Annotated in this window: 28 protein-coding genes; 10 read left to right on the top strand and 18 right to left on the bottom strand. The window is 41.5% G+C overall.

The genetic code is table 11. The features are described 5' to 3' along the window. Nucleotides 1–143: 143 nt before the first annotated feature. From QUF73_11610 to fabL, 5 genes are all read right to left on the bottom strand, one after another. The gene (locus tag QUF73_11610; GenBank protein ID MDM5226851.1) at nucleotides 144–1892 is read right to left on the bottom strand and encodes an ABC transporter ATP-binding protein; all 1749 of its coding nucleotides are present in this window, start codon (nucleotides 1890–1892) and stop codon (nucleotides 144–146) included. A 175-nt stretch (nucleotides 1893–2067) separates the two neighbouring features. Next, nucleotides 2068–2598 (bottom strand): DUF402 domain-containing protein, encoded by a 531-nt coding sequence (locus QUF73_11615; protein MDM5226852.1) that lies wholly within the window; start codon nucleotides 2596–2598, stop codon nucleotides 2068–2070. Nucleotides 2599–2890: 292 nt separating this feature from the next. After that, entirely contained in the window at nucleotides 2891–3142 is a 252-nt protein-coding gene (locus QUF73_11620) for a YgaB family protein (GenBank protein ID MDM5226853.1), read from the bottom strand. Nucleotides 3143–3347: 205 nt separating this feature from the next. Next, nucleotides 3348–3539, bottom strand: a complete 192-nt coding sequence (locus QUF73_11625; GenBank protein ID MDM5226854.1) for a gamma-type small acid-soluble spore protein — start codon at nucleotides 3537–3539, stop codon at nucleotides 3348–3350. An 86-nt stretch (nucleotides 3540–3625) separates the two neighbouring features. After that, nucleotides 3626–4375, bottom strand: a complete 750-nt coding sequence (gene fabL / locus QUF73_11630) for an enoyl-[acyl-carrier-protein] reductase FabL (GenBank protein MDM5226855.1) — start codon at nucleotides 4373–4375, stop codon at nucleotides 3626–3628. Nucleotides 4376–4545: 170 nt separating this feature from the next. On the opposite strand from fabL, the gene QUF73_11635 reads away from it, so the two are divergent. Continuing rightward, the gene (locus QUF73_11635; GenBank protein MDM5226856.1) at nucleotides 4546–4770 is read left to right on the top strand and encodes a hypothetical protein; all 225 of its coding nucleotides are present in this window, start codon (nucleotides 4546–4548) and stop codon (nucleotides 4768–4770) included. 32 nt (nucleotides 4771–4802) lie between these two features. Here QUF73_11635 and mutY read toward each other — a convergent pair whose 3' ends face one another. Then, nucleotides 4803–5903, bottom strand: coding sequence for an A/G-specific adenine glycosylase (mutY, locus tag QUF73_11640; GenBank protein ID MDM5226857.1), 1101 nt, complete (start codon nucleotides 5901–5903; stop codon nucleotides 4803–4805). A 242-nt stretch (nucleotides 5904–6145) separates the two neighbouring features. Between mutY and QUF73_11645 the strand changes: the two genes are divergently transcribed. Next, nucleotides 6146–7126 carry a metal-dependent hydrolase gene (locus QUF73_11645; protein MDM5226858.1) on the top strand — a complete coding sequence of 327 codons (981 nt, stop codon included), beginning with the start codon at nucleotides 6146–6148 and terminating at the stop codon, nucleotides 7124–7126. 42 nt (nucleotides 7127–7168) lie between these two features. Here QUF73_11645 and QUF73_11650 read toward each other — a convergent pair whose 3' ends face one another. Further along, nucleotides 7169–7429 carry a YfhJ family protein gene (locus QUF73_11650; protein MDM5226859.1) on the bottom strand — a complete coding sequence of 87 codons (261 nt, stop codon included), beginning with the start codon at nucleotides 7427–7429 and terminating at the stop codon, nucleotides 7169–7171. Between the two features lie 131 nt (nucleotides 7430–7560). Here QUF73_11650 and QUF73_11655 point away from each other — a divergent pair, with 131 nt between their 5' ends. Further along, on the top strand, nucleotides 7561–7731 hold the full coding sequence (locus QUF73_11655; GenBank protein MDM5226860.1) for a small, acid-soluble spore protein K: 171 nt from the start codon (nucleotides 7561–7563) through the stop codon (nucleotides 7729–7731). An 18-nt stretch (nucleotides 7732–7749) separates the two neighbouring features. Next, nucleotides 7750–7908 (top strand): YpzG family protein, encoded by a 159-nt coding sequence (locus QUF73_11660; GenBank protein MDM5226861.1) that lies wholly within the window; start codon nucleotides 7750–7752, stop codon nucleotides 7906–7908. Between the two features lie 22 nt (nucleotides 7909–7930). Here QUF73_11660 and QUF73_11665 read toward each other — a convergent pair whose 3' ends face one another. Further along, nucleotides 7931–8260 carry a YfhH family protein gene (locus QUF73_11665; protein MDM5226862.1) on the bottom strand — a complete coding sequence of 110 codons (330 nt, stop codon included), beginning with the start codon at nucleotides 8258–8260 and terminating at the stop codon, nucleotides 7931–7933. Nucleotides 8261–8459: 199 nt separating this feature from the next. Here QUF73_11665 and QUF73_11670 point away from each other — a divergent pair, with 199 nt between their 5' ends. Continuing rightward, on the top strand, nucleotides 8460–9131 hold the full coding sequence (locus QUF73_11670; protein MDM5226863.1) for an SDR family oxidoreductase: 672 nt from the start codon (nucleotides 8460–8462) through the stop codon (nucleotides 9129–9131). A gap of 18 nt (nucleotides 9132–9149) precedes the next feature. Here QUF73_11670 and recX read toward each other — a convergent pair whose 3' ends face one another. Beyond that, nucleotides 9150–9956, bottom strand: coding sequence for a recombination regulator RecX (recX, locus tag QUF73_11675; GenBank protein MDM5226864.1), 807 nt, complete (start codon nucleotides 9954–9956; stop codon nucleotides 9150–9152). A gap of 105 nt (nucleotides 9957–10061) precedes the next feature. On the opposite strand from recX, the gene QUF73_11680 reads away from it, so the two are divergent. From QUF73_11680 to QUF73_11690, 3 genes are all read left to right on the top strand, one after another. After that, on the top strand, nucleotides 10062–10967 hold the full coding sequence (locus tag QUF73_11680) for a TIGR01777 family oxidoreductase (GenBank protein MDM5226865.1): 906 nt from the start codon (nucleotides 10062–10064) through the stop codon (nucleotides 10965–10967). A gap of 73 nt (nucleotides 10968–11040) precedes the next feature. After that, nucleotides 11041–11166, top strand: a complete 126-nt coding sequence (locus tag QUF73_11685) for a YfhE family protein (protein MDM5226866.1) — start codon at nucleotides 11041–11043, stop codon at nucleotides 11164–11166. 92 nt (nucleotides 11167–11258) lie between these two features. Continuing rightward, a complete protein-coding gene (locus QUF73_11690; protein ID MDM5226867.1) occupies nucleotides 11259–11447 on the top strand; it encodes a YfhD family protein in 189 nt (62 codons plus the stop codon). 54 nt (nucleotides 11448–11501) lie between these two features. Here the strand turns inward: QUF73_11690 and QUF73_11695 are convergent, their stop codons facing one another. Then, on the bottom strand, nucleotides 11502–12005 hold the full coding sequence (locus QUF73_11695) for a DoxX family protein (GenBank protein ID MDM5226868.1): 504 nt from the start codon (nucleotides 12003–12005) through the stop codon (nucleotides 11502–11504). A 309-nt stretch (nucleotides 12006–12314) separates the two neighbouring features. Between QUF73_11695 and QUF73_11700 the strand changes: the two genes are divergently transcribed. Beyond that, complete coding sequence (locus QUF73_11700) at nucleotides 12315–13376, top strand: M20/M25/M40 family metallo-hydrolase (GenBank protein ID MDM5226869.1); 1062 nt, start codon at nucleotides 12315–12317, stop codon at nucleotides 13374–13376. A gap of 74 nt (nucleotides 13377–13450) precedes the next feature. After that, nucleotides 13451–14116, top strand: a complete 666-nt coding sequence (locus QUF73_11705) for a VWA domain-containing protein (protein ID MDM5226870.1) — start codon at nucleotides 13451–13453, stop codon at nucleotides 14114–14116. Nucleotides 14117–14222: 106 nt separating this feature from the next. Here the strand turns inward: QUF73_11705 and QUF73_11710 are convergent, their stop codons facing one another. The 8 genes from QUF73_11710 to QUF73_11745 all read right to left on the bottom strand — a co-directional run bounded on the left by QUF73_11710 (nucleotide 14223) and on the right by QUF73_11745 (nucleotide 23585). Then, on the bottom strand, nucleotides 14223–16052 hold the full coding sequence (locus QUF73_11710; protein ID MDM5226871.1) for an ABC transporter ATP-binding protein: 1830 nt from the start codon (nucleotides 16050–16052) through the stop codon (nucleotides 14223–14225). Further along, the gene (locus QUF73_11715; protein ID MDM5226872.1) at nucleotides 16045–17775 is read right to left on the bottom strand and encodes an ABC transporter ATP-binding protein; all 1731 of its coding nucleotides are present in this window, start codon (nucleotides 17773–17775) and stop codon (nucleotides 16045–16047) included. The genes QUF73_11710 and QUF73_11715 overlap by 8 nt, the downstream gene beginning before the upstream one ends. A 164-nt stretch (nucleotides 17776–17939) precedes the next feature. Next, nucleotides 17940–18920, bottom strand: a complete 981-nt coding sequence (locus QUF73_11720) for a glycerophosphodiester phosphodiesterase family protein (GenBank protein ID MDM5226873.1) — start codon at nucleotides 18918–18920, stop codon at nucleotides 17940–17942. A 104-nt stretch (nucleotides 18921–19024) separates the two neighbouring features. After that, the gene (locus QUF73_11725; GenBank protein ID MDM5226874.1) at nucleotides 19025–19735 is read right to left on the bottom strand and encodes an ABC transporter ATP-binding protein; all 711 of its coding nucleotides are present in this window, start codon (nucleotides 19733–19735) and stop codon (nucleotides 19025–19027) included. Then, nucleotides 19728–20501 carry an ABC transporter ATP-binding protein gene (locus tag QUF73_11730; GenBank protein MDM5226875.1) on the bottom strand — a complete coding sequence of 258 codons (774 nt, stop codon included), beginning with the start codon at nucleotides 20499–20501 and terminating at the stop codon, nucleotides 19728–19730. The genes QUF73_11725 and QUF73_11730 overlap by 8 nt, the downstream gene beginning before the upstream one ends. Then, nucleotides 20473–21450 carry a branched-chain amino acid ABC transporter permease gene (locus tag QUF73_11735; GenBank protein ID MDM5226876.1) on the bottom strand — a complete coding sequence of 326 codons (978 nt, stop codon included), beginning with the start codon at nucleotides 21448–21450 and terminating at the stop codon, nucleotides 20473–20475. The genes QUF73_11730 and QUF73_11735 overlap by 29 nt, the downstream gene beginning before the upstream one ends. 12 nt (nucleotides 21451–21462) lie before the next feature. Continuing rightward, nucleotides 21463–22338, bottom strand: coding sequence for a branched-chain amino acid ABC transporter permease (locus tag QUF73_11740; protein ID MDM5226877.1), 876 nt, complete (start codon nucleotides 22336–22338; stop codon nucleotides 21463–21465). 92 nt (nucleotides 22339–22430) lie between these two features. Further along, nucleotides 22431–23585, bottom strand: a complete 1155-nt coding sequence (locus tag QUF73_11745) for an ABC transporter substrate-binding protein (protein ID MDM5226878.1) — start codon at nucleotides 23583–23585, stop codon at nucleotides 22431–22433. Between the last annotated feature and the right edge of the window lie 27 nt (nucleotides 23586–23612).

Below are 23612 nucleotides of genomic sequence, written 5' to 3' on the forward strand. Positions count from 1 at the left end.
AATATCCTACTAATATTTATGTAAAAGATGGAGATTAATGACCGTTATTTGCCGGAAGCTATTTTAACACTATAGTAATTTAACGCATTGCTATAAAAAAGCGCACAATAAAGCCGGCCCTGTAATAGAGCCGGCTTTTAAACCTAATTTTCAAGCTGCTGAACCTGAAAAAGCTTATAATAATTACCCTGTTTTTTCATTAATTCTTCATGGCTTCCCGCTTCAGAAATTTCACCATGCTCTATCAGGATAATTCTATCCGCGTGAGTGATGGTGGAAAGGCGATGAGCCACGATAAAAGTCGTGCGGTCTTTAGCCAATTTTTCCAATGCTTCCTGTATCAGATGTTCACTCTCTAAATCAAGTGCTGAAGTGGCTTCATCCAGCACAAGAATCGGCGGGTTTTTCAAAAAAATTCTTGCAATGGCGATCCGCTGCTTTTGCCCCCCCGATAGTTTCACACCACGCTCGCCAACCTTGGTATCATATCCTTCAGGCAAATTCATAATAAATTCGTGGGCATTGGCAGCCTTGGCAGCTTCTATTACTTCCACCTCCGTGGCATCGGGCTTGCCGAGAAGAATATTTGTACTAACCGACTCACTGAACAGAATATTATCCTGAAGCACCATGCCAATTTTATCGCGAAGGCTCCTTACTTTAAACGAACGGATATCAGTGCCATCAAGCAGGATTCTGCCTTCATTGACATCATAAAAACGCGGAATCAGCCCTACTAAAGAGGACTTCCCTCCACCGCTCATTCCAACAAGGGCAATTGTCTCCCCTGCTGATACATCAAGGTTTATTTTCTTTAATACTGGAGGCTCATTCTCATTATAGGAAAAGCTCACTTCTTCAAATTGGATATGCCCTTTAACATTCTGGCATTGGATTGCATCAGGGGAATCGTCAATATCGTATTTCTCATCAATTAACTCAAATACACGATCCATGGATGCTATCGATTGAGTTAAGGTTGTGGATGAGTTAACAAGCCTTCTAAGCGGGCCGTACAATCTATCTATATAAGCTACAAATGCCATCATGACACCGAGAGAAATATCCCCCTGGATAACCTGATATCCTGAATAGCCAATTACTAAAAGCGGTGAAATATCTGTAATGGTGTTAACAACTGCAAATGCCTTTGCGTTCCACTTCGTATGGTCGATCGCTTTTGTCAGGAAATTTTTATTTTGCGCATCAAATTGGGTTTGCTCATAATCTTCAATTGCAAAGCTTTTAACAACTGCCATCCCCTGAACACGTTCATGCAGATAGCCCTGTACTTCTGCAAGAGCCTGTGAACGTGCCCTTGTCAGCTTTCTGAGGTTCCCAAAAAAGTATTTGACTGAAAAAGCATAAAACGGAAATAGAAGCAGAGACACAATCGTCAACGTAACATCCATATTCAGCATTATGACAACTGCAATTAAAATGGTTGCCACATCAAGCCATAAATTCATTAAACCGGTTACTACGAATGTTTTGGTTTGCTCAACATCATTTATGACCCTGGAGATGACTTCCCCTGTTCTTGTATTTGCATAGAATCGGAAGCTTAACTTTTGAATGTGGGTAAAAAGCTTATCCCGGATATCATATAGAATTTTGCTTGCCACCCATTGGGCAAAGTATTGGCGGTAATATTCAATTGGCGGACGTGCGATGACAAATAAAGCAATCATCACAGCCATAACCATTAAAAGTGTGCTGGTCTTATCGCTTTGGCTCACTGCCTCATTGCCAATAATATCATCTATTACATACTTAATCAGAAGCGGAATCAAAAGCGGAATGGCAAATTTAATGATGCCTATTATAATGGTTCCGATAATCTGAAGCCGATACGGCTTTACGAATTTCAAATATCTCTTTATACTGTCCAACCGGTTCGCTCCCCCTCTCTGCATCATGCAGGTTTTATATATTTGTCTATCACCCAAAATTTCCAGTTATTTTCTTAAACTTACCCCTAACCCTTGTAATCATGCAGGTCTAGGCAAAAATAAAAACCTGCTGACTCAAGGTCCAACAGGCGTTTTTTCGGCATTCAGCCATTTTTTAGCGTCTGTAAGTAAGATAACGTTCATACCATATATCAATAAAGTCGGGTGCAAAAGGACCTTTTCTCTGACGGATCCAATGGATGAGATTGTCAACATTCGATTTAAGGATGCTGTCAATTACATCGGGATAATTCATCTCCTGACGGTGCCGTTCATACTCATCTTCGTCAAGCAGATTGAAAGTCATGTCCGGATATACTTTAATATCCAGATCATAATCAATATACTTTAACGCTTCTCCGTCAAAAATAAATGGTGAACTTATATTGCAGTAATAATAAACACCATCTTCCCGAATCATTCCAATCACATTAAACCAGTGCTGTGAATGGAAATAACAAATGGCTGGCTCTCTTGTCACCCAGGTTCTTCCGTCAGATTCTGTTACGATTGTCCGGTCATTTCCGCCAATCACTAAATTTTGTGTCCCTTTTAATACGGTTGTTTCCTCCCAGACGCGGTGGATATGCCCATTATGTTTATAGCTGTGTATTTGCATTGGTTCGCCTTCGATGGGTACCGCCATTTTTTTCCCCTACTTTCCATTCCGGAAGCTTTGCAACCTGAAAATACTTTTTTTGGCGCCATTTAATAGGCGTCCTCCCCTTCATGCCAGCGTTTACTGCACAGCATGACTCAATAATATCCAAAAGAAAAAGGCAACAAAGTACGATTCCTGTTTTCTACTATTATAACGGTAAAAGGAAATTTTTAAAACAAAGAGCCATTGAAATGTATCAACGGCTTTAAAAAACGGATATAATAGCTGATTTTATAAGTATTGTAAACCAGATAGATTTAGGGAAGGAATGCTATTTTTAAACAGTTACATTTACTTCCTGATAGGAGCGGATGACCTCTTCGGTCTGTTCCTCAAATATACGATGAATTTCTTTTAGTTCTTCTTTCATCCTTGCAATCTCATACTGTACACTTTCCAGCTCCGTTTCCTGCTGAATGGCCTTCAATTCTTCTTCAATCTCTTGGCAGCGCTCCAATTCACTTTGAAGATAAAGAAGCTTTTCCATCGTTTTCATCTGTTCTGAAACTAAACTGTTAAAGTTCTCCATGTTTGTTTCACCGTCCCCATTATTTTTCCTATCTCTATATTTCGCTGCACCTTTTTTTAACCCTTTGACTAGTTATGTTGACTTTATAGAAGTTTTGTCGAAGAGATGGCCAGAGATAAAAAATTGACTGGGAACTTTATGTCTAATCCGCAAAAAAAGAAACCGCCCTTTCCAATTAAAAGGCGGCTTCTTTCTTAAAATGCTATTAGCGGCTTTGTTTGCCGGCATTTTGACCTTTGCTAGCTTCAGCTTGCTGGTTTTGCTGTCTTACTTCAGCAGCGTTTGTTTCGCTGGCAAATTCAGTACCGAATTGTCCTTGGCCAGCAGATTGAGCGTTTTGTTGTCTTACTTCTTGAACGTTAGTTCCAGCTTGAGATTGGTTTGGTTGTTTAGCCATTATAATCACCTCCACGCTCATTAATTTATCCGAGAGCGGAGGAAACTATCCAACTTTTTTAAAAACCAAAGATATCCATTTTTTCATTAAACAAGCAGAGAAATGCCTCCATCCACAATAATCGTTTGGCCGCGGATCATGCTGGATTCCTCACTTATCAAAAACATAACGGTATCAACCATATCTTCAATTTCCACCATACGTCCTGCAGGAGTTTTGGTCTTTGCTTCTTCGAGAAGCTCTGCACGGTTAGGGAAATGTTTTAAAGCTTCAGTATCAACTGCACCGCCTGAAACAGCGTTTACGACGATATTTTTGGGAGCCAGTTCAATAGCCAAGTAGCGTGTCAGTGCTTCTAATGCCGCTTTGGAAACCCCTACAGTCGTATAGTTTTCCAGATAGCGGATCGAACCCAGCGAGCTGATGCTTACAATTTTTCCGCCGCCATTTTTCTCCATTAGCTTTGCAGCTTCCTGGCCGCAGAAAAGCAGGGCTTTGCTGTTAATATTCATCGTCCAATCCCAATGAGATTCTTCCAGTTCCATTGCCGGACGCAGAACGCCGGAAGCTGCATTGTTTACAAACACATCCAATCTTCCAAATTCACGGTCAATCTCCTGGAAAAGCCCTTTAATTTTTTCTACATCACCCACGTTTGCTTTTACAACCAGAACTTTTCTTCCCAGTGCCTCAATTTCGGCGGCTGTTTCATTTGCAGCCGATTTGCTGCGTGCGTAATTGATGACAATGTCATAGCCTTCTTTGGCAAGCCTGATGGCCGTTGCCTTTCCAATTCCTCTGCTGCTTCCTGTTATCAATGCTACTTTTTGTGTCATGATTCAGTTTCCTTTCTGTTATGTATTCCTGTTCCTACTGTTTAGGGATTGTTATACCGGGAATTTAAAAATAAACCCCTTACCGATTTCATTTTAGCTTTTTCCATGTATATATGGCAATTCGAATTAAAACACTATCTGTAATCCAAATGAGGAAAGGAAGATGGCAAATGTTTGTCGGACGTGATATGACAGAGCTTTCTATGATGTCAAAATCAGACTGGAAGGACAGTGAGCTTGCTTTTTACCATCATTCGTTTCAGCAGATCATGCCTTATTTAAATGCTGAAGGCCAAACCATCCATAGGGAGATCATTGAAGAAATAGAAAACCGCGGCGGCTTGAAAAGGCAGGAAGCTGATTATACGCATGGAACCCGGGTAAGCTACGATTAATCTTATAGAAAAAGGGGGCATGCCCCCTTTTTCTATGTTCTGCTTTCCAAATATTGCTTCCATATTTTCTGATGGGAAACCGGAAAAGGAAATTCCTTAATTTCTTCAAGGCTGACTAATTTCAAATCGTTTTTTTCCTCTTTGAGTTTTAATATTTTTCCTTTATACACATTTATGTTCCAAGTTAGATGGGAAAAAACGTGTTCAATCTGACCAGTCATTTCTTGTATTTCCACTTTTGCGCCAAATTGTGTGCTGAACACATCTTTCATCTGCTCTTTGTCGCTTACATAAGCAATATTGATTTCTGCCATCGGAAATTCCCAGAGGTTAGCAAGAAGGCCTTTTCCAGGTCTTTTGTGTATCAAAATTCTCTCGTGATCATCTATGAGGACAGCAGATGCTAATTGAACATTTCTTTGCTTTTTTGTTTTAGTTTTTACAGGCAGCTCATGCTGCGTCCCCTCATAAAAAGCAGTACAATGTTCTCTCACCGGGCATAATAGACATGAAGGTGACGTTGGGGTACAAATTAATGCACCCAGCTCCATCAGGGCCTGATTGAAATGGGACGGGTTCTCATGTGAAATTAATTTTCGGACGGAAGACTCAAAGGTTTTCCTGGAAGAAGGCTTGGCGATATCATCCCAGATGGAGAGTATACGCGAAAGGACGCGCATTACATTGCCATCCACAGCTGGTTCCGGTATTCCGTATGCAATACTGAGAATTGCCCCTGCTGTATAAGGCCCTACTCCTTTTAATGAAGAAATTACTTTTGGTGTATCTGGAACTTTTCCGCCATATTTTTCATGGACTTCCCGGACGGCCGCCTGAAGGTTTCTTGCTCTTGAATAATAGCCCAAACCCTCCCAGGCTTTTAATACCTTTTCTTCATCTGCTTCAGAAAGATCTTTTATAGTCGGAAACTGTTCAATAAAGTGATGAAAGTAAGGAATTACCGTATCCACCCGCGTCTGCTGAAGCATAATCTCAGAAACCCAGACCTTGTAAGGATCCTGGTCCTTTCTCCAGGGTAAATCCCTTTGCTCGGCTTCAAACCACCTGAGTAAATTATCTTGAAAACCTTTTATATCAACTGATTCAATCGTATTTTGACTAACTTCTTTCAATTTTTAATCCTCCTGATGTTAAACAATCGGAAAATATGGGAATATATTAGTACAGTCGCTTCTTTAATCCTTAGTTCTAGGTGATTGAACATTTCGTTTCAATTTCAGCAACTCCTTTAAAGGTACCCATATTCAGCTGTTAATACAAGAAATTTGCTGGTACACTTAGAAAGCGGCATTTAAGTCCGCTATATATTAAAGCAAACACTAGATCATGTCCCAAGGAAGGAGGTATTTTCCTCTTGGATACCGGCACACATGTAGTTATGGGGCTGGCGATTGGCGGCATTGCCACTCTTGACCCCGTTGTTGCGGAGAGTTCTGCTACAGCAACAAGTGTCATGATTGGAGCCATAGTCGGTTCACAAATACCGGATATAGATACTGTCTTAAAACTAAGAAATAATGCCGTTTATATTCGCAATCACAGGGGAATTACCCACTCCATACCGGCAGTGCTTCTTTGGCCTCTTGCCATACTTGCAGTTGTTTACCCATTTTTTCCATCGGCAAATTTGCTTCACTTATGGCTGTGGACTTTTTTGGCTGTTTTCCTGCATGTTTTTGTCGATATATTTAATGCTTATGGAACACAGGCACTTCGGCCCTTTTCATCGAAATGGGTAGCATTGGGAATCATCAACACATTCGACCCATTCATTTTCGGGATCCATGTCGCTGGATTATTTATATGGGCCTTCGGGGCTCATCCTGGATATACGTTTTTAATTATCTATGGCATTATTGTCGTGTATTATCTTCTTCGATTTGCAGCTCAGAGAAGTGTACTGAGGGCTGTAAAAGTAATCATTCCGGATGCCACAGATATCATCATTGCCCCAACCATGAGGTTCAATCAATGGCGTGTTGCGGTGATGAGCAGGCAGCAATTTTTTGTTGGTCGTGCTGTTAAAAACCATGTGAGGATTCTCGATCAATTTAATCGTATTCCTGTCCCTGAGACACCAGTAATTGAAGCCGCGAAGAAAGATAAAAATTTATCTGCATTCCTATCCTTCTCACCAGTTTACCGGTGGGAAGTGGATGAATATGATGATTATTATGAAGTTCGATTCATCGACCTTCGCTACCGGAGCAATGGACATTATCCATTTGTAGCAGTGGTCCAGCTCGATCGTGAGTTTAACATCCAATCATCCTATACAGGCTGGATTTTCAGTGAGGAAAAACTTCGAAAAAAACTGGATATTCTCCCCGGCTAATGAAAACAGGCTGCTAATATAGGCAGCCTGTTTTTAATTTAGCTAATTTTTGTCCTGTTCAAGGAAATGCTTGTATTTGGGATTATTAGCAGCAAATTCATGGAGCCTGCTTCCATGGTTTTCTACCCATTGCCTTACGATTCTTTCTGTCATTTCCGCACCTTTATATTCTCTGCCAGCCTTGGCATAAGTTGCTTCAAAATCTTCCCATAGCAGCTCAATCCATGTCTGGGCCTGGCTTGCTGAAAGCTTTTGATTTTTTTCCAGTAAGAGCTCATAAAGCTTTTGCTGGTACACATTCATAATAATCACCTCATTACCATTTATTAATATCCTGGATCCTTCATAGCCTCCCGAAAAAAACAAATAATAGTATTACGTGGTTGGCATTTATGCCGGTCACGCTCTTATTCCGGTTTAGGAGGCAGCTTATTATGCGCAATAAAGCAAGAAATTTCCCAAATCAAAATAACAATAAACTGGAGGGTGAGCCCAGGGCTAAAGCTGAGTACGCTTCACGCCGGGCTGATGGCACAATTAATACACACCCTCAGGAACGGATGAGAGCTTCATCAAACCGCAAAAGCGATACACCAGAATTTTAATATCGAGGAGGCTTGGTTATGGGAAACAGCAAAAAGTTTTTTGGCGATAATCCGTATTCCAGTCCGTTTACATCTCCAAACTTCCGGCCTAAAAAAGCCCATTCACAAGTAAATGGAGAAACCCAGCAAACTCAAGACCTCATCATTTTAGAAGCACAAACCAGAAAGAGATCCTAATTCATTGAAAGAGGGTGTTCATTCATCCTCTTTCTTCTAGCTTTTTAAGCATGGAAATCGGCAAAGCCTCTTCGCCCTTGCTGCCATTCAAACGAAAACCCCAGGCAAAAATTCCATTCATATATTCAATTTTAAAATATGCTCCCGGATCACCCTCAATTTGATAAATTTCGCCTGGTTTAAAATCATCAGGATTGAGCAGATATGCTTTTGCCATTATTACTTTGCGCTCAAGCACGGCAAACTCATTTACCATACCCATCTGTTCCGCTTTCCTGGCTTTTTCATTTAAGCTGGCAATTTCTTGCTGAAGCTCATACGTAGTCATTGTACTGTACCTTTTCTCCTGCATAAAAATCCCTTACTTTCTTCATATAGTTGGTTAAGCTAATTTATATACACATTTACTTCAATTCCACTCCACATTGCTAAGTATATGAGAAAACGTCTGTTTAGAAAAGGCTCCAGCTTTTTGTTTTTTATACCCTTTCGCAAGTACTCGACTTTTTTGTTAATATGGTGTTTATAAGACCTTCAAAGGAGCGAAACATATGAAGTCTGTCATCATTACCGGCGCGGGGTCCGGATTAGGTAAAGAGCTTGCTTTATTATTTGCTAAACAAGGCTTCCATACTATTTTAACAGGAAGGACCTTAGACAAACTGCAAAGCGTGGAAAAGGAGATTCATGAAGCTGGCGGAAGCGCTCAATCCTTTTCATTAGATATTACAATACTCCAGGAGATCAGCAGCTTGATGACTCAAATCCAAAGCCATGATCTTTACGGCTTAATTAACAATGCTGGAGTTGGACATTTCGGGCCATTAGACCATCTTGGAGAGCAGGAAATACAGGATATGCTTCAAACAAACGTGCTGGGCACTATTTATATGACTCAGGCTGTTCTGCCATCTTTTAAAGAAAAAAACGGCGGCTTGCTGATGAATATCATTTCGACAGCTGGCTTAAAAGGAAAAGTAAATGAATCAGTGTATGCTGCAAGCAAGTTTGCTGTTAGAGGATTTACAGAGAGCCTTCAGAAAGAACTCGAAAACACGGATATTAAGGTTAAAGCCGTTTATATGGGTGGAATGGATACCCCTTTCTGGGATGAAAGCGACCATATCAAAAACAAATCCAGGCTTCGTTCTCCTGAAGAAGTGGCAGTAATGATTCTGGATAATTTTGATGAAGAATCTATTGTCATTGAATCTAAAAAATAACACATGGGTTTCCATGTGTTATTCTTCTCCATCATTTAAATATTGATCAATTAATTCGAACGAAAAGCCCTTTCTAAATAAGGCTTGTTTCATTTTTTGCCTGAATTCGAATTCGGGAAGGTTAGCATATTTCCTCTTGGCTTTTTCCGCCTGGTACTTTAGGGCTGCCAATTCTTCATCTTCTTCTTTTTCAGTCTCCGTTTCAGATACTGCTTCTTGAATGATGTCAAAATTAAAACCTTTTCGCATTAACATCTGCTCCAGTTTTTGCCTGAGGATCTTTGATGAATCACGGGCATTTTTCTGTGCATGCTTTTCACATAGCTTTATTGCTGTACTTAATTCAGCTTCCCTTGGATACACCTCGAGCGCCTCATCAATTAATTTAGGGGATATCCCTTTCTCCTTTAGTTCAGTCCGGATTAATCCTTTCCCTTTATCTGATGTCTTCATTTGTGTACGCACAAAAGCTATGGCATATTCTTCATCATTCAAAAAATTGTAATCATACAATTTGTGGACAACTTCCTGAATAACCGGTTCTTCAACTTCTTTGTCAGCTAAATGTTTTCGGACTTCGGTTTCTGAGCGCATCCTTCTGGATAAATACTGAATAGCCATGTTATAGGATTTCCGGATATCATCCTGATAGCCAATTTCATTTAGTGAAAATTCATCCAGCTCCATTCCTTTTTTGAGCTGATGTTTAATTAATACATCTTCATCCACACTAAATGCATATTCTTCACCTTTCCCATAATCCATATATATATTGTAGCGGTCTGTGTTTTTTTTCTGAAATGTGATTTTCGTAATGATCGGCATTTTTCTCCACCTCTTTTTTTAAATGTAACATATCCAAAAAAGGAATTTGAAAGAAAACGTCGTAAATTGTAACAAAGTATTTGCCACTTGAAAGGGGAATCTCCCATGAGAATAGCCATCGCAGGCGGAACTGGCTTTGTTGGAAACGCCTTGGTGAAAAAATTACTGGAGAAAAAACATGAAATATTTATTCTAACAAGAAATATATTTGATAAGCAGCATTCTAAAAATCTGAATTATGTACAATGGCTGAATGATGATGATTCACCGGAAGATGTTCTGGAAAGCATTGACGTGTTTATCAGCCTGGCTGGTGAGTCCATTAACAGTGGAAGATGGACGGAAGAACGCAAAAAACGGATATTAAACAGCCGCATTACAGCCACTAAGGAAGTTCTCCGGATTATTAGCCGCCTTGAAGAAAAGCCGTATACACTAATCAATGCCAGCGCCGTTGGTTACTATGGCACTTCCCAGACTGAAACCTTCACCGAGGCTTCCAGGAAAAGCGGTACTGATTTTTTGGCTGATACAGTAAGACGCTGGGAGGAGGAGGCATCTAAAGCAGAAGAATTTGAAGTCCGGGCAGTTTTCTGCAGGTTTGGAATCATTCTTGAAAAAAACGATGGTGCTCTTCCACGAATGGCCCTTCCTTATAAAATATTTGCCGGGGGAACTGTCGGAACAGGGAGCCAATGGGTTTCATGGATTCATTTAGATGATGCCGTAAACGGAATCCTTTTTTGCATTGATCAAGAACAGCTCCAAGGTCCCGTAAATTTTACATCACCATATCCTGTGACAATGAAGGAATTTGGACAAATACTTGGAGAAGTCCTTAATCGCCCTCACTGGATGCCTGCTCCGGGCTTTGCTTTAAAAATAGCTCTTGGGGAGATGAGTACACTGGTATTAGAGGGGCAAAAAGTGCTTCCTGAAAAATTGCAGTCATTCGGTTTTGATTTTTTATATCCAGATTTAAAGGCAGCTCTTGGCGATATTTATCAATGAAATTTGTATCATTTTTTTCAAATAAGGGAAAAATAAGGGAAGTGTGAACCTTATTCTGAAAGGATGTTGCGAAGTGGACAAAAAGAAGAAAGACAAATCCAAAAGCACTTTATCAAGCATGCAGGAAGTAACTTATTCAAGAGAATTCAAAAGAGCTGACAAAGCAGGCGGATTTGCAGGCAGACAGTCAAAACATTAATTTCCACCCATACCAGCCCTATTAATGGCACATGATAAAGGTACGGAAACATTCAGTTTCCGCACCTTTATTGCTGAAAGGGGTTATTTACAATGGGCCGTGCACATGGACATAAAACTCGTGATAAAAACAAAGCATCACTTCCACAAGTACCAAAGAATATGAAATCTGACGGCATCGACGTAGAGTTCAACCGCGAGCTTGCCGATCAAGAAGATCTCGAGGCAATGGCACGTTCCAATGCAGCCAATCAGCGGGTTAAAAACAGTCAAAAACGCTAAGGTTCAATTAACACAAAAAAGAAGCAGGGACATTCAGCCCCTGCTTCTTCCAATTCAGTGATTGTGTGCTTCTTTTTTGCCTATTCCGTGACCGCCTTTCATCATTGTCTTAAAATATGGGATGGCAAATCTGTCAACTCCCCAGTAGTAAGCACCTGCACCTGTAAATAGAAGGATGATTGCTGCTGTATATAGTATTGGGTTAGTGCTTGTTGTTCCTGCTAATAAGAAGTTTAGATTCATGAATGCGCCTGCAATTAATGCCGGAATGGTTGCTGCTCCAAGTATTAGTCCAATTCCAACAAGAACTTCGCCCCATGCAACTAAAGTGCTGAATAAATCTGCGTTTGGCAATGCTACATTTTCCAGGAAGCCCGCATACCAGCCCTGCACTGCCGGATGGTCGCCAGCGGCTTGGGCTATTGCCCCCTGCATGAATTCTCCTGCATTAAATCCGTCTGCTACCTTATGCCATCCTGCTTCCAGCCATTGTATACCAAGCCAAACCCTTAATATTGTCCACAGGACTGCTGCCTTAGGAGTTTTCCACCATTTCATGATAATCATCTCCATGTTATTATTGTGATTAATTTCACATAAACACTTAAAAAATTATTCCCTATCAGGGGATTTAAAAGCCGGCCAGCTCTTGAGAAGAAAGATTGCTGAAGTGAAGTTATTTGTGAAGTACTTCACTAACTTTCCTCACTTATAATATACTCCTTCCCTTCCCTTTTCGCAATATACTTCACTAATTCTTCACAAATATCGGGCTATCATTGATCAGGCTGTTTTCATCCTGCCAAAGCGGGAATAGGATAAGTACTGTGTAAAATTATTGATGCAATAAAGGAGGACCTTTGACACATGCTTGAAAGCTTACTGAAAGATCTCATTTCTATTAAAAGCTCTTCTAAGGAAGGAGCAAACCAGGCTATCGAATATTGCCATCAATGGCTGTCGGGCCACGACCTTCCTTCTAGAATAATTGAAAATAATGGCTATAAAATGGCAGTATGTGAAATTGGAAGCGGTGATCAGACCGTTATTTTTAATGGACATGTGGATGTTGTCTCGGGAAAGGATGAACAGTTCATTCCTGTAGAACTCCGCGATAAGATATATGGACGCGGGGCAGCAGATATGAAAGCCGGGGTGGCTGCCATGATGTGTGCAGTAAAAGAACTCCGCAATAAGCCAATTGGTGTAAAAATACAGCTTCAAATTGTATCAGATGAAGAAATTGGCGGTTTTAATTGCTCCGGTTATTTAGCAGAACAGGGGTATCGCGGGGATTTTGTCATTTGTTCTGAACCGACGCAGCTCGGAATTGCGCTGGAAGCAAAAGGTGTTATCAGGCTGGACATCCAGATAGACGGAGATCCGGCCCACGGCAGCCGTCCATGGGAAGGAATCAATGCCATTGAAAAGGCTTTTGAAGTACATCAAAAACTATTAAAATTGCCTTTTGCAAAAGAAGCATCCGAATTCTTTCCACAGCCCTCGATTAATCTGGCAAAAATTACTGGAGGAGATGTTTATAATAAGGTGCCTGAAAAATGTATAATGTCGTATGATATTCGATACTTGCCTGAACAGGATCATGAAGAGATCATCAAACAAATCGAAACTATCACAGATGGGGAAATTATCATGAATATGTTCAGCAAGCCCCTTGTGACAGACAGAGAAAATCCTTTCATATTGATGCTTGAACCTATTGTTGAAAAACACACCGAAGATAAAGCTGTTTTCTTTGGACAGCATGGTTCAGCTGATACTGTGTTCTTTGCCAATTATGGGATACCGGCAATCGAGTTTGGTCCAACCGGCATGAACTGGCACGGTGATGATGAATATGTCCTTCCGCATTCCATTCATTTATATGAAAAAATGCTTATCGACTTTGCTATGAAATTTTCAAATTAAATTGCTTTTTTAATGCTAATAGACTCCCAGTATGGTAAATTTTTGGATATATGATAAAAGGGGGATTCACAGTAATGAGCTCTATTAGTTTATTAAAAAAATCGGCAGGACTTGTCCTGGAGAAAAAGAATCTGACCAATGTTACTGCCAGAGTAGGACTTGTTCTGGACATTTCCGGCTCCATGCGCAAGTTATATAAAAACGGTACTGTACAAAGGGTAGTGGAGAGAATCTTAGCAGTTGCCAGCCAATTTGATGATGACGGTGCCCTTGATATTTGGGTCTATGATAATGAATTTTCCAGGTTGAAGCCGGTAACAGAACATGACTTTGAAGGCTATGTGGATCAATATATCTTAAATAATGATCTTATTCATAAATTCGGAAGAAATGATGAACCACCGGTAATGGAGGATGTCATTCAGAAATATACCACAGAAGATCCGAGCAGTGACCCTGCCTTTATTGTTTTCATTAATGATGGAGGCTGTAAAAGAACAATCAGGAAACCGGTTACAGCATCATCCGATAAACCATTATTTTGGCAGTTTGTCGGCATAGGCAATTCAAACTTTGAGGTACTGGAAAAATTGGATGAAATGGATGGCCGGTATATCGATAACGCAAACTTTTTCCACATTAAAGATATCGAGACCATTTCTGATAACGAACTTTATGACCTCTTACTGAATGAATTCCCGGACTGGCTAAAAGAAGCTAAAGAAAAGAATGTCATTTAATAGATAAGCAAAAAGGCGGATTTGATTTTAATCAAGTCCGCCTCTTGTTTGTAAAATCCAACGTATCGCTGAAGGGCAAAAACCTTTTTTGCATCAGACTGCCATTTCAGGCATTTGCCCCCACAGCCGATTTACCATGAAGCCGATAATAAAAGCCTTCCTTTTCAAGCAGAGATTCATGTGTACCTTCCTCAATAATCCTGCCCTCTTCAAGAACAAAGATTTTATCCGCTTTTTGAATCGTATTCAGACGGTGGGCAATGACAAAACTGGTCCTGCCTTTCATCAATTCCTGGAGGGCATCCTGAATTTTAAGCTCGGTAATCGTATCAATGCTGCTTGTTGCTTCATCCAGAATTAAAATGCCCGGGTTGGCCAGAAATGCACGTGCAATGGAAAGAAGCTGCTTCTGCCCCTGACTAATGCCATTTCCGTCCTGACTCAGCAGTGTCTCATACTGCTGAGGAAGTTTCATGATAAAAGAATGGGCATTGGCAAGCTTAGCCGCTTCCACCACTTCATCATCTGAGGCTTCCAGCCTGCCGTAGCGGATATTTTCGCGCACAGTGCCGCGGAACAGAAAGGAGTCCTGCAGCACAAATCCCATATGCTTCCTCAGGCTTTCTTTTTTCACATTGGCTATATCTTCACCGTCAATTAATATACGGCCTGAGTCCCGTTCATAAAATCGGGAGAGCAAATTGATCATTGTTGTCTTTCCTGCACCTGTTGGACCAACTAGAGCAGCAGTCTGTCCTGATTTCACATGAAGGTTTACATCCCTTACCGTATTTCCATCTTCTTCATATGAAAAAGAAACATTAATGAATTCAACCTCGCCTTTCACATCGGTAAGTTCTTTTAGATGCCCTTCATCTCTGAATTCTTCATCTTCATCCATTATGTCAAATACCCGCTCAGCTCCTGCAATCGCTGATAAAAGTGTGTTAAATTGGTTTGCCAGGTCATTAAGCGGACGTGTGAATTGCCGGGAATATTCCGTGAATATGACAATGACACCGATTGAAATCATTCCGTTCAGGGCAAAAATGCCTCCAACCCCCGCAATAATGGCAAAGCTCAAGTTGTTCAGAATATTCATCAGCTTCGGGATAAACCCCGAATATGTCTGGGCCCAGAACCCTGCCCCCCTAAGTTTTTCCCCTTTTTTCCGGAACTCGGCCATAACTTTCTTTTCCTGTGAAAAGGTCTTGATGATCCTCTGTCCTGATATGGTCTCTTCAATAAAGCCGTTCAGCTCTCCAAGATTCTTTTGCTGCTCTTTAAATAACCTTCCTGTCCGTGCAGTAATCCATTTCATTCCAAAAAACATCAGCGGCACAATGATCAGTGTAATGAGCGTCAGCAAAGGACTGAGCCAAAGCATAACGGATACAGTGCCAATTAAAGTCAGCAGGCTGGAAAAGACCTGGATCACTGAGCTGTTCAGAGTCGAGCTGACATTTTCAATATCGTTTGTTACCCTGCTCATCAGTTCACCCTGCTGCCGCTTGTCAAAGAAGGGGATTGGGAGCTTATGCAAATGTCCAAAAAGCTTCGTTCTCATTGTAAAAACAGTTTCCTGTGCGATGCCGATCATCCAATAATTCTGAAACCAAAGTGCAAGCGAGTTCATCACATAAATGACTCCGAGCCAAATCAGTAAAGCTATAAATCCATCGCTGTTCTTTGTAACAATATACTCGTCAATAGCCATCCCGACTAAATATGGACCAAGCAGCCCCATTGCCGAGCTGATAACAACCATAAATAGAACGAGAGATAACAATCCTTTATTGCAGGCTAAATATGACCAGATTCTTTTTAATTTGAAATTAATGTTCTCAGATTTCGGCTTTTTCCCTTTAGTAAATTCATCATTTAATTCAAGAGGAATCTTTTTATATTGGAAAGGTTCTTTGAGCTGTTTAAGCATAATTACTGTTCTCCTCTCCAGATTGGGATTGAAAAATCCGCTTATACAATCCCGATGTTTTAAGAAGATTCTCGTGGTCTCCCTCAGCCAGAAGCCTTCCATCCTCAAGCAATAAGATTCTGTCTGCTTCTATTGCTGTACTGATTTTCTGTGTGATAATCAGTGTTGTACAAGTATATTTTTTTAAAGAGCTCAAAAGTTTCGCCTCTGTTTTCATATCCAATGCACTTGTGCTGTCATCAAGGAGAAGGATTTTCGGCATTCTTACTAGCGCCCGGGCAATGGATAGACGCTGTTTTTGCCCGCCCGATAAATTAACACCCTTTTGTCCCACTTTTGTTTCATAACCTTGAGACAGCTTCATAATCGTTTCATGTATTTGTGCATTGACAGCTGCTTCAGTTATTTCCTCCATAACGGCATCTTCCTTGCCCCATGAAATGTTCTCTTTCACACTGCCTGTAAAAAGCAGTGCTTCCTGAGGCACAAAGCCAATTTTCCTGCGGAGATTCTCCATTTTCATTTCCCGGACATCATGCCCATCAATTTCAATCTTTCCTCCAGTCACATCATAAAGCCGGGGGATGAGCTGGAATAAAGAGGTCTTTCCTGAGCCTGTTGCACCTAATATCGCTACTGTTTCCCCAGGATTTATTGTAAAGCTGATGCCATCCAGCACCTTCTCTGAAGTACCTGGGTAATTAAAAGATACATTTTTAAATAGAATTTTGCCCTGACTTACTGTTAGGGCATTCTTGGATTCTGAGCTGTCTGTCAAATCCACATCAGTCTCCAGTACCTCTGCAACACGATTTGCAGAGGCACGCGCCCTTGAGAATGCCATGATAATCCAGGAGAAAATGGAGAAAGCGGCTGTTATTCTGGTTGCATAGTTAACAATTGCAACAATCTCTCCTACCTTTACATCCCCTGCATTTACCTGTATGCTGCCAAACCAAAGCACTCCAAGAATACTTAGATTCATAATTAAAAGCAAAACAGGCATGGTCACTTCCATCAGACGCAATGCTTTAACCGTTCCATCTCTAAGATCCTCATTCGTGCGCGTAAATCGTTTCACTTCATGGTTTCTGCGGACAAACGCTTTAATTAGCCGAATCCCCGTCAGATTCTCCTGCATGACGCTGTTTACAGAGTCCAGCTTTTCCTGGACTGCTTTAAACAGCGCGCCGCCTTTTCCCATTACCCAGAACAAAAATAGAAAAAGGAATGGGGCCACAGCTGACAAGATAAGAGCAAGCTTCACATTTACCACAAAAGCCATTATAAGGCCGCCAATTATTAATAAAGGAGCTCTCATCATGATTCGAAGACTCATAAAAACGGTATTTTGAAGCTGCGTAATATCATTAGTCATCCGGGTAATTAATGAAGATGTCGGGAAAAGATTAAAGTTGGCAAAGGAGAAGGACTGCACTTTGTCATATAAGCTTTTCCTTACATCAAAACCAAAGCTTTGGCTGGCATGGGCAGCATAAAAGGAATTAATGACTCCAGCCGCAAAAGCGGCAAAAGAAGCAGCCAGCATAATCCCTCCCCACTTCACGACCTCCTGCAGGTCATTCTGCAGGATGCCTTCATCTATGATTTTTGCCATTAATAATGGCTGAATAAGCTCAACAGCAAGCTCAGTCAGCATTAATAATAATGCGATTGCCACCGCTATCCGGTAAGGCTTAAGAAATGCTAAAACTTTTCCCATTTATAGTCCCCCAAGCTGTTATTGCAATTTATAATATATGTATAATAAGACACCTAAAATCCTTCGGCAAACTAAATAATCCTTTTCAATATCATAATCCTTTTTACAAAATTTTTAAATAATTCCATCAAAAAATTAAAAAACGCCTGGATCAAACCAAGCGCCTATTCTTTCTTATAAATTGGGGCAATCAGGTCAATCCTGTTTGTCCAGATGCCTCCTGAATAATCATCAGGCAGCCGTTCCAAGTCTTTAGATCTGTCAAATCCTTCCGACCAGCTTCCGTCCCCTGCAACCACAATAACTCTTGTGCCTGCATCGTCCATTCGATTTAAAAATTTATTCGGCCAGCCCCACATCAGCTTCGTATATGATTCAGGAATATGAAGCTGTGTGTTTTTGCAGGAGTTTGGAACATACCCTGTCCATCCTGCCCCTATATACGGCAGAAGGCAATCTTTCAATGTTGCCTTGGACATCACCCTCATTGCAGGCATTTCTTCCTTCAGTGCAGCAATAGGTTCGTCTCCTCCATAAACAGATATTTTCTCCAATCTGTCTTCTGAAAACATGGACAGGTATTCAGCAAGCTTTTCTCCTTCTTGGGGGTCATTGCTTTTAATATGGATTAAGAAATCGCCTTCCGGAAACTTGTTCATGACTTCATCAAGGCTTGGCATCATCCCGATTCCTTTACCGCGAAACGGATAGTTTTTTCCATTATCCGCTGTATATCCGTATCCAATGTCCAACTTTATTAATTCCTTCATTGTATAATCTCTGGTATTTCCCTTTGCATTTGTCCGGCATTCCAGCGTCCAATCATGGAACACCGCAAACTGTCCATCCTTAGTAAGCTGAATATCCAATTCAACTACATCTGCACCTGCCTCAAAAGCTGCTTCCATGGAAGGAATCGTATTTTCAAGAAAGGAATGCTCAGGCTCGTAAATTCTTTCAGCCGTACACGTCTCCCCCGTTATCCCTTCCATTTGAAAGGTCTGTGCCATTCCTCTATGGGCGAGAAGCAGCGGCTTAGCATTTCTTTCTTTTGTAAACAGGGAGCTGTTGTTTAAAAACACAAATACGCCGAGAATTAAAAAAATGATGATCAGCCGTTTTAAGATCTTCTTTCTCTTTTTCATTTGTCCTCCGTTTTTGCACAAATAATTCCTTTATCAACCGATTTTACTATAATGCAATAGGTAAAAATATAAAAGGCCAAATCTAAAGATTCGGCCTTTTATATTTAGCTTGATTTCCGCCCCAGGTAAGCTTCCATGATTCTAGGATCATTCAGGAGCTTCTGTGAACTTCCCTCAGCAACCATTTTTCCTGTTTCCAGGACATATCCATAATCGGATATTTTTAACGCCTGCCTTGCATTCTGCTCCACTAGAAGAACAGTAGTGCCCGCTTCGTTAATTTCTTTAATAATTTTAAAGATATCAGCCACTATTAGAGGGGCCAGCCCCATTGACGGTTCGTCAAGAAGAAGCAGCTTTGGTTTGCTGAGGATTGCTCTCGCAATGGCCAGCATCTGCTGCTGACCGCCGGATAATGTTCCGCCAAGCTGTTTCTGCCTTTCTTCAAGGATTGGGAAACGTTCCATTACTTTCTTAATATCCTGGGCAATTTCAATATCCTTTCGATGGTACGCTCCCATCTCAAGATTTTCAAGCACTGTCATTCCTGAAAGAATTTGGCGGCCTTCTGGAACAAGAGCAATCCCTTTGCGCAGCAGCTGGTCCGGCCGCAGTCCCGTTACATCCTGCCCCTGAAATTGAATACTGCCGGCTTGAGGCTTAAGCAAGCCGGAAATGGTCTTCATAGTCGTTGTCTTTCCTGCTCCGTTTGCTCCAAGTATCGTAACAATACTGCCCTCTTCCACTTCGAGGCTGATGCTTTTTAGAACCTGGATTTTTCCATAAAAGGCATTAATCCCGTTTACCTTAAGCATACAAATCCTCCTCCTCACTGCCGAGATAGGCTTCGATGACATCCGAATTATTTTGGATTTCAGCAGGTGTGCCTTCAGCAATTTTCTTGCCGAAGTTTAGCACGGCAATACGGTCGCATAATTTCATGACAAGCGGCATATCGTGCTCGATCAGCAGGACAGTGATGCCCTGTTCCTGTATTTTTTTGATGAGATGAAATAATTCGCTTGTTTCTGTTTCATTCATTCCAGCTGCCGGTTCATCCAGCAGCAGCAGCTGAGGAGAACTGGCCAGTGCCCTGGCAATTTCCAGCCTTCTTTGCTGGCCATATGCCAGGCTGTCAGAAACAACCTCTGCAAAACCTCCCAGCCCAACAAACTCTAATAGTTCATTCGCTTTGCTGCGGATTTTTTCTTCTTCTTTCCGCTGTGATTTTGTCCTGAATACACTGCTGAATACCCCGGATTTACTTCGGCAGTGCTCCCCAACCATCACATTTTCTTCTGCTGTCATCTGCGGAAACAGGCGAATATTCTGGAATGTTCTGCAGATGCCTTTTTTCGTGATCAGGTGCGGCTTTAAGCCATTGATATTGTCGTCATTAAAGATAATCTCGCCTGAAGTAGGAGTAAACATCGATGTAATCAGATTGAACATCGTTGTCTTCCCGGCTCCATTCGGACCAATCAGCCCAAAGATCTCACCCTGGTTAATAGAGAACGAGACATCAGACAGGGCACTCAGCCCGCCAAAGTTTTTACATGCTTTTTTGACTTGAAGTACCATGCTTTTGCCTCCTTTTTGATGTTTTAAGCTTGAGCCAATTTAAAATATTTACATCAATTAATCCCTGCGGCCGGACAGCCATCATGATAATAATGATCAGACCGTAAATCATGTATCGGTATTCGCTGATAAACCTGAGCACTTCGGGCATTACAGTTAAAAAGAACGCTCCAAACACCGGTCCCCAAATTACTTCGCTTCCCCCGAAAACTGCGAAAATCAGTATCTCAACCGCACGGTGATAGGCAAAATCGGCAGGACTTATGTACGCAAGAACATGTGCAAATAATGCGCCTGCAAATCCGGCTACCAGTGCCCCTTGAGCAAATGCCAGGACCTTATAATAAGTAATATTGATGCCCATTGACTCTGCTGCTTTTTCATCCAGCTTAATCGCTGCGAAAGCCCGTCCCACTCTGGAACGATTCTGCCTTCTGAAAAACGTGATTATGCTGATTGTAACCCCTAATAAAATAAGGAAAATAGCTAGAAATACAAACTGGTTATTTTGGAGTCCAAGTATTTTCGGATCAAAGCCAAAGTCTTTTAGAGTATTCAGCAGTTCACGGCCCATATGCGGAATACCTGATAAACCTACAGCTCCCTTTGTCATAGACTCCCAGTTTACAAAAATAACCCGGATAACCTCTCCAAACCCGAGGGTAACAATGGCGAGGTAAACACCCTGAAGCCTTAATGTCGGTATCCCGATAAGGATTCCGAATAAACCCGCCAATAAAGTGCCCGCTAGTATCCCCACAATAATCGGAAGGTCAAAATTCAGCGTCAGAAGGGCCGATGTATAGGCACCGATCCCCATAAATCCTGCATTGGCAAGCGAGAGCTGACCAGTTGATAGAGTAATATATATACTTACCCCTAAAATAATGTTTATTAATATAAAAGAAGCAACCTGTAAATAATATGGATTTATTAATTCTGCAAGCATGTGTTCACCTTCTTACGCTGAAATTTTTTGGCCAAACAATCCCTGCGGCCTGATGAGAAGTATGACGATAATAGCCGCAAAAGCTATTGCATCCTTGTATCCCGAATTGCCGTAAACAACGACAAAGGTTTCCGCCAGACCAAGGATAAGGCCCCCGGCCATTGCTCCCTTGACATTCCCCATGCCTCCAAGAATGATGATAGCAAGTCCTTTTAGGCCAATGGATAATCCCATCTGAGGCGTAACAGAGTTAAATGCCATTCCGACCAGGATCCCGGCAATCCCGCCCATCGCAGATGCGATGATAACAGTCATTGTAATCGTTCTTTTCACATCGACACCAAGAAGGCTTGCAGTTTCCAGGTTTTCAGCAGTTGCCCTTAAGGCTTTTCCTGCCTTTGTTTTGCCTAGCCAAAAAGAAAGGGCGTACATGAGAAGGACAGAAATGACAAAGATAACAATCTGCACAAGATATACGGTTATCGAACCAATCTGGAAACTTATTTCCGCAAAAGAAGCACGGAAAGGATGGTTGCCTGGACCAAAAATGTGGTGGGACAGATTTTCCAGCAGTATCGAAACGCCAATGGTACTGATCAATGGCGCCAGATGGGATACCCCCTGTTTATTCCTGAGCGGTCTCAGGGCAAATCGCTCAAGCAGATATCCCATTGCGGCAGTTACCAAAATCGCTGCCATAAAGGCCAGCCAAAGCGGCCCTTTAAATGTGGAAGTGACAACAACACCAATGAAGGCTCCGAACATAAAAATTTCTCCGTGTGCCATATTGATAATGCCAAGCACCCCGAAAACCAATGTAAACCCAAGTGCAACGATGGCATAAATGCTGCCAAGGGTAATTCCGTTTATTAATTGTTCAATTAACACGGTATTCACCTACTAACTTTATTTATATGAATCATTTTCTTAAAAGTAAGCTCTGGCACTGAAAGCGCCAGAGCTTCACTTTTGCAGGTTTCTTAATTAAATTCCTTAAATGCCCCGCCTTCGATAACCAAAACTGTCGGATCCATTACGACATCCCCTTCTTCATCAAAAGAGAACTCTCCAAGGATTCCGTTAAAGCCTTTGATTTCGGCCAAAGCGTCACGAAGTGCATCACGGTCAGCTTCACCCGCATTTTTTAATGCTTCAGCCATAATGTACAGTGCATCGTAAGCCTGGGCTGCAAATTGGTCAGGCTTTTTACCGTATTCTTCCTCATATTTACCGACAAATTCCTTGACCTTATCATCCTCTTTTTCACCATACCAAGGAGTTGCCACAATCAGGCCATTTGCTGCATCCCCTGCGATATTGATTACCTCAGGAGAATTGAAGCCGTTTCCTCCAACAAACGGGACATCAATGCCCATTTTCCTTGCCTGATCCATTATGACTGCACCTTCATTGTATAGAGCCGACGCCAGAATAAGGTCTGGCTTTAAACCTTTAATTTTCGTCAATTGTGCATTATAGTCTGATTGTCCTTTTTGGAACGTTTCAATCGTTAAGATTTCAAGGCCCTTCTCTTCTGCTGCTTTTTTCATCGTGTCAAAGCCTGATTTTGTAAAAACATCATCATTTCCATATAGAATTGCTACTTTTTTAGCATCATATTTCTCAATGGCTTTATCTATTGAAGCCGGAATCGCCAATGCTTCAGGCAGTGAGTTGCGGAAGACATAGTCCCCAATTTGCGGAATCCCTTCTGCAGTTGTTGAAGTCCCCATAATCGGTACCCCGTTCAGATCGGCTTCTGGACCAACAACATTCATTTCTGTACTTAATGTAGGCCCGATAATGCCTGTTACATTCTCTGAGTTCATAAGCTTTTGAGCTGCTGTTAATGCCTGATCCTGCTTGCCGGCGGAATCTTCTATAACAAGTTTTATCTCGACTTCACCCTTGTCATTGATTTCTTCCTGCGCGAGCTTTAAGCCATTTGTAATAGCTTCGCCATAAGCTGCACCTGGCCCGCTGATATAAGAAATAACTCCAATATCCGCTTTAACAGCTCCTCCGCTGCTCTCCCCTTCCTCATCCCCTGCAGCCTGATTGCCGCCGCATGCAGAGAGGACAAGCAAACTGGACAATGCTGTAAATTGCGCAAATTTCTTTAACTGCTTTCTCATTTTCTCTAACCCCCGTTTTCAGAAATA

Source organism: Cytobacillus sp. NJ13 (assembly GCA_030348385.1).
Lineage (GTDB): Bacteria > Bacillota > Bacilli > Bacillales > Cytobacillaceae > Cytobacillus.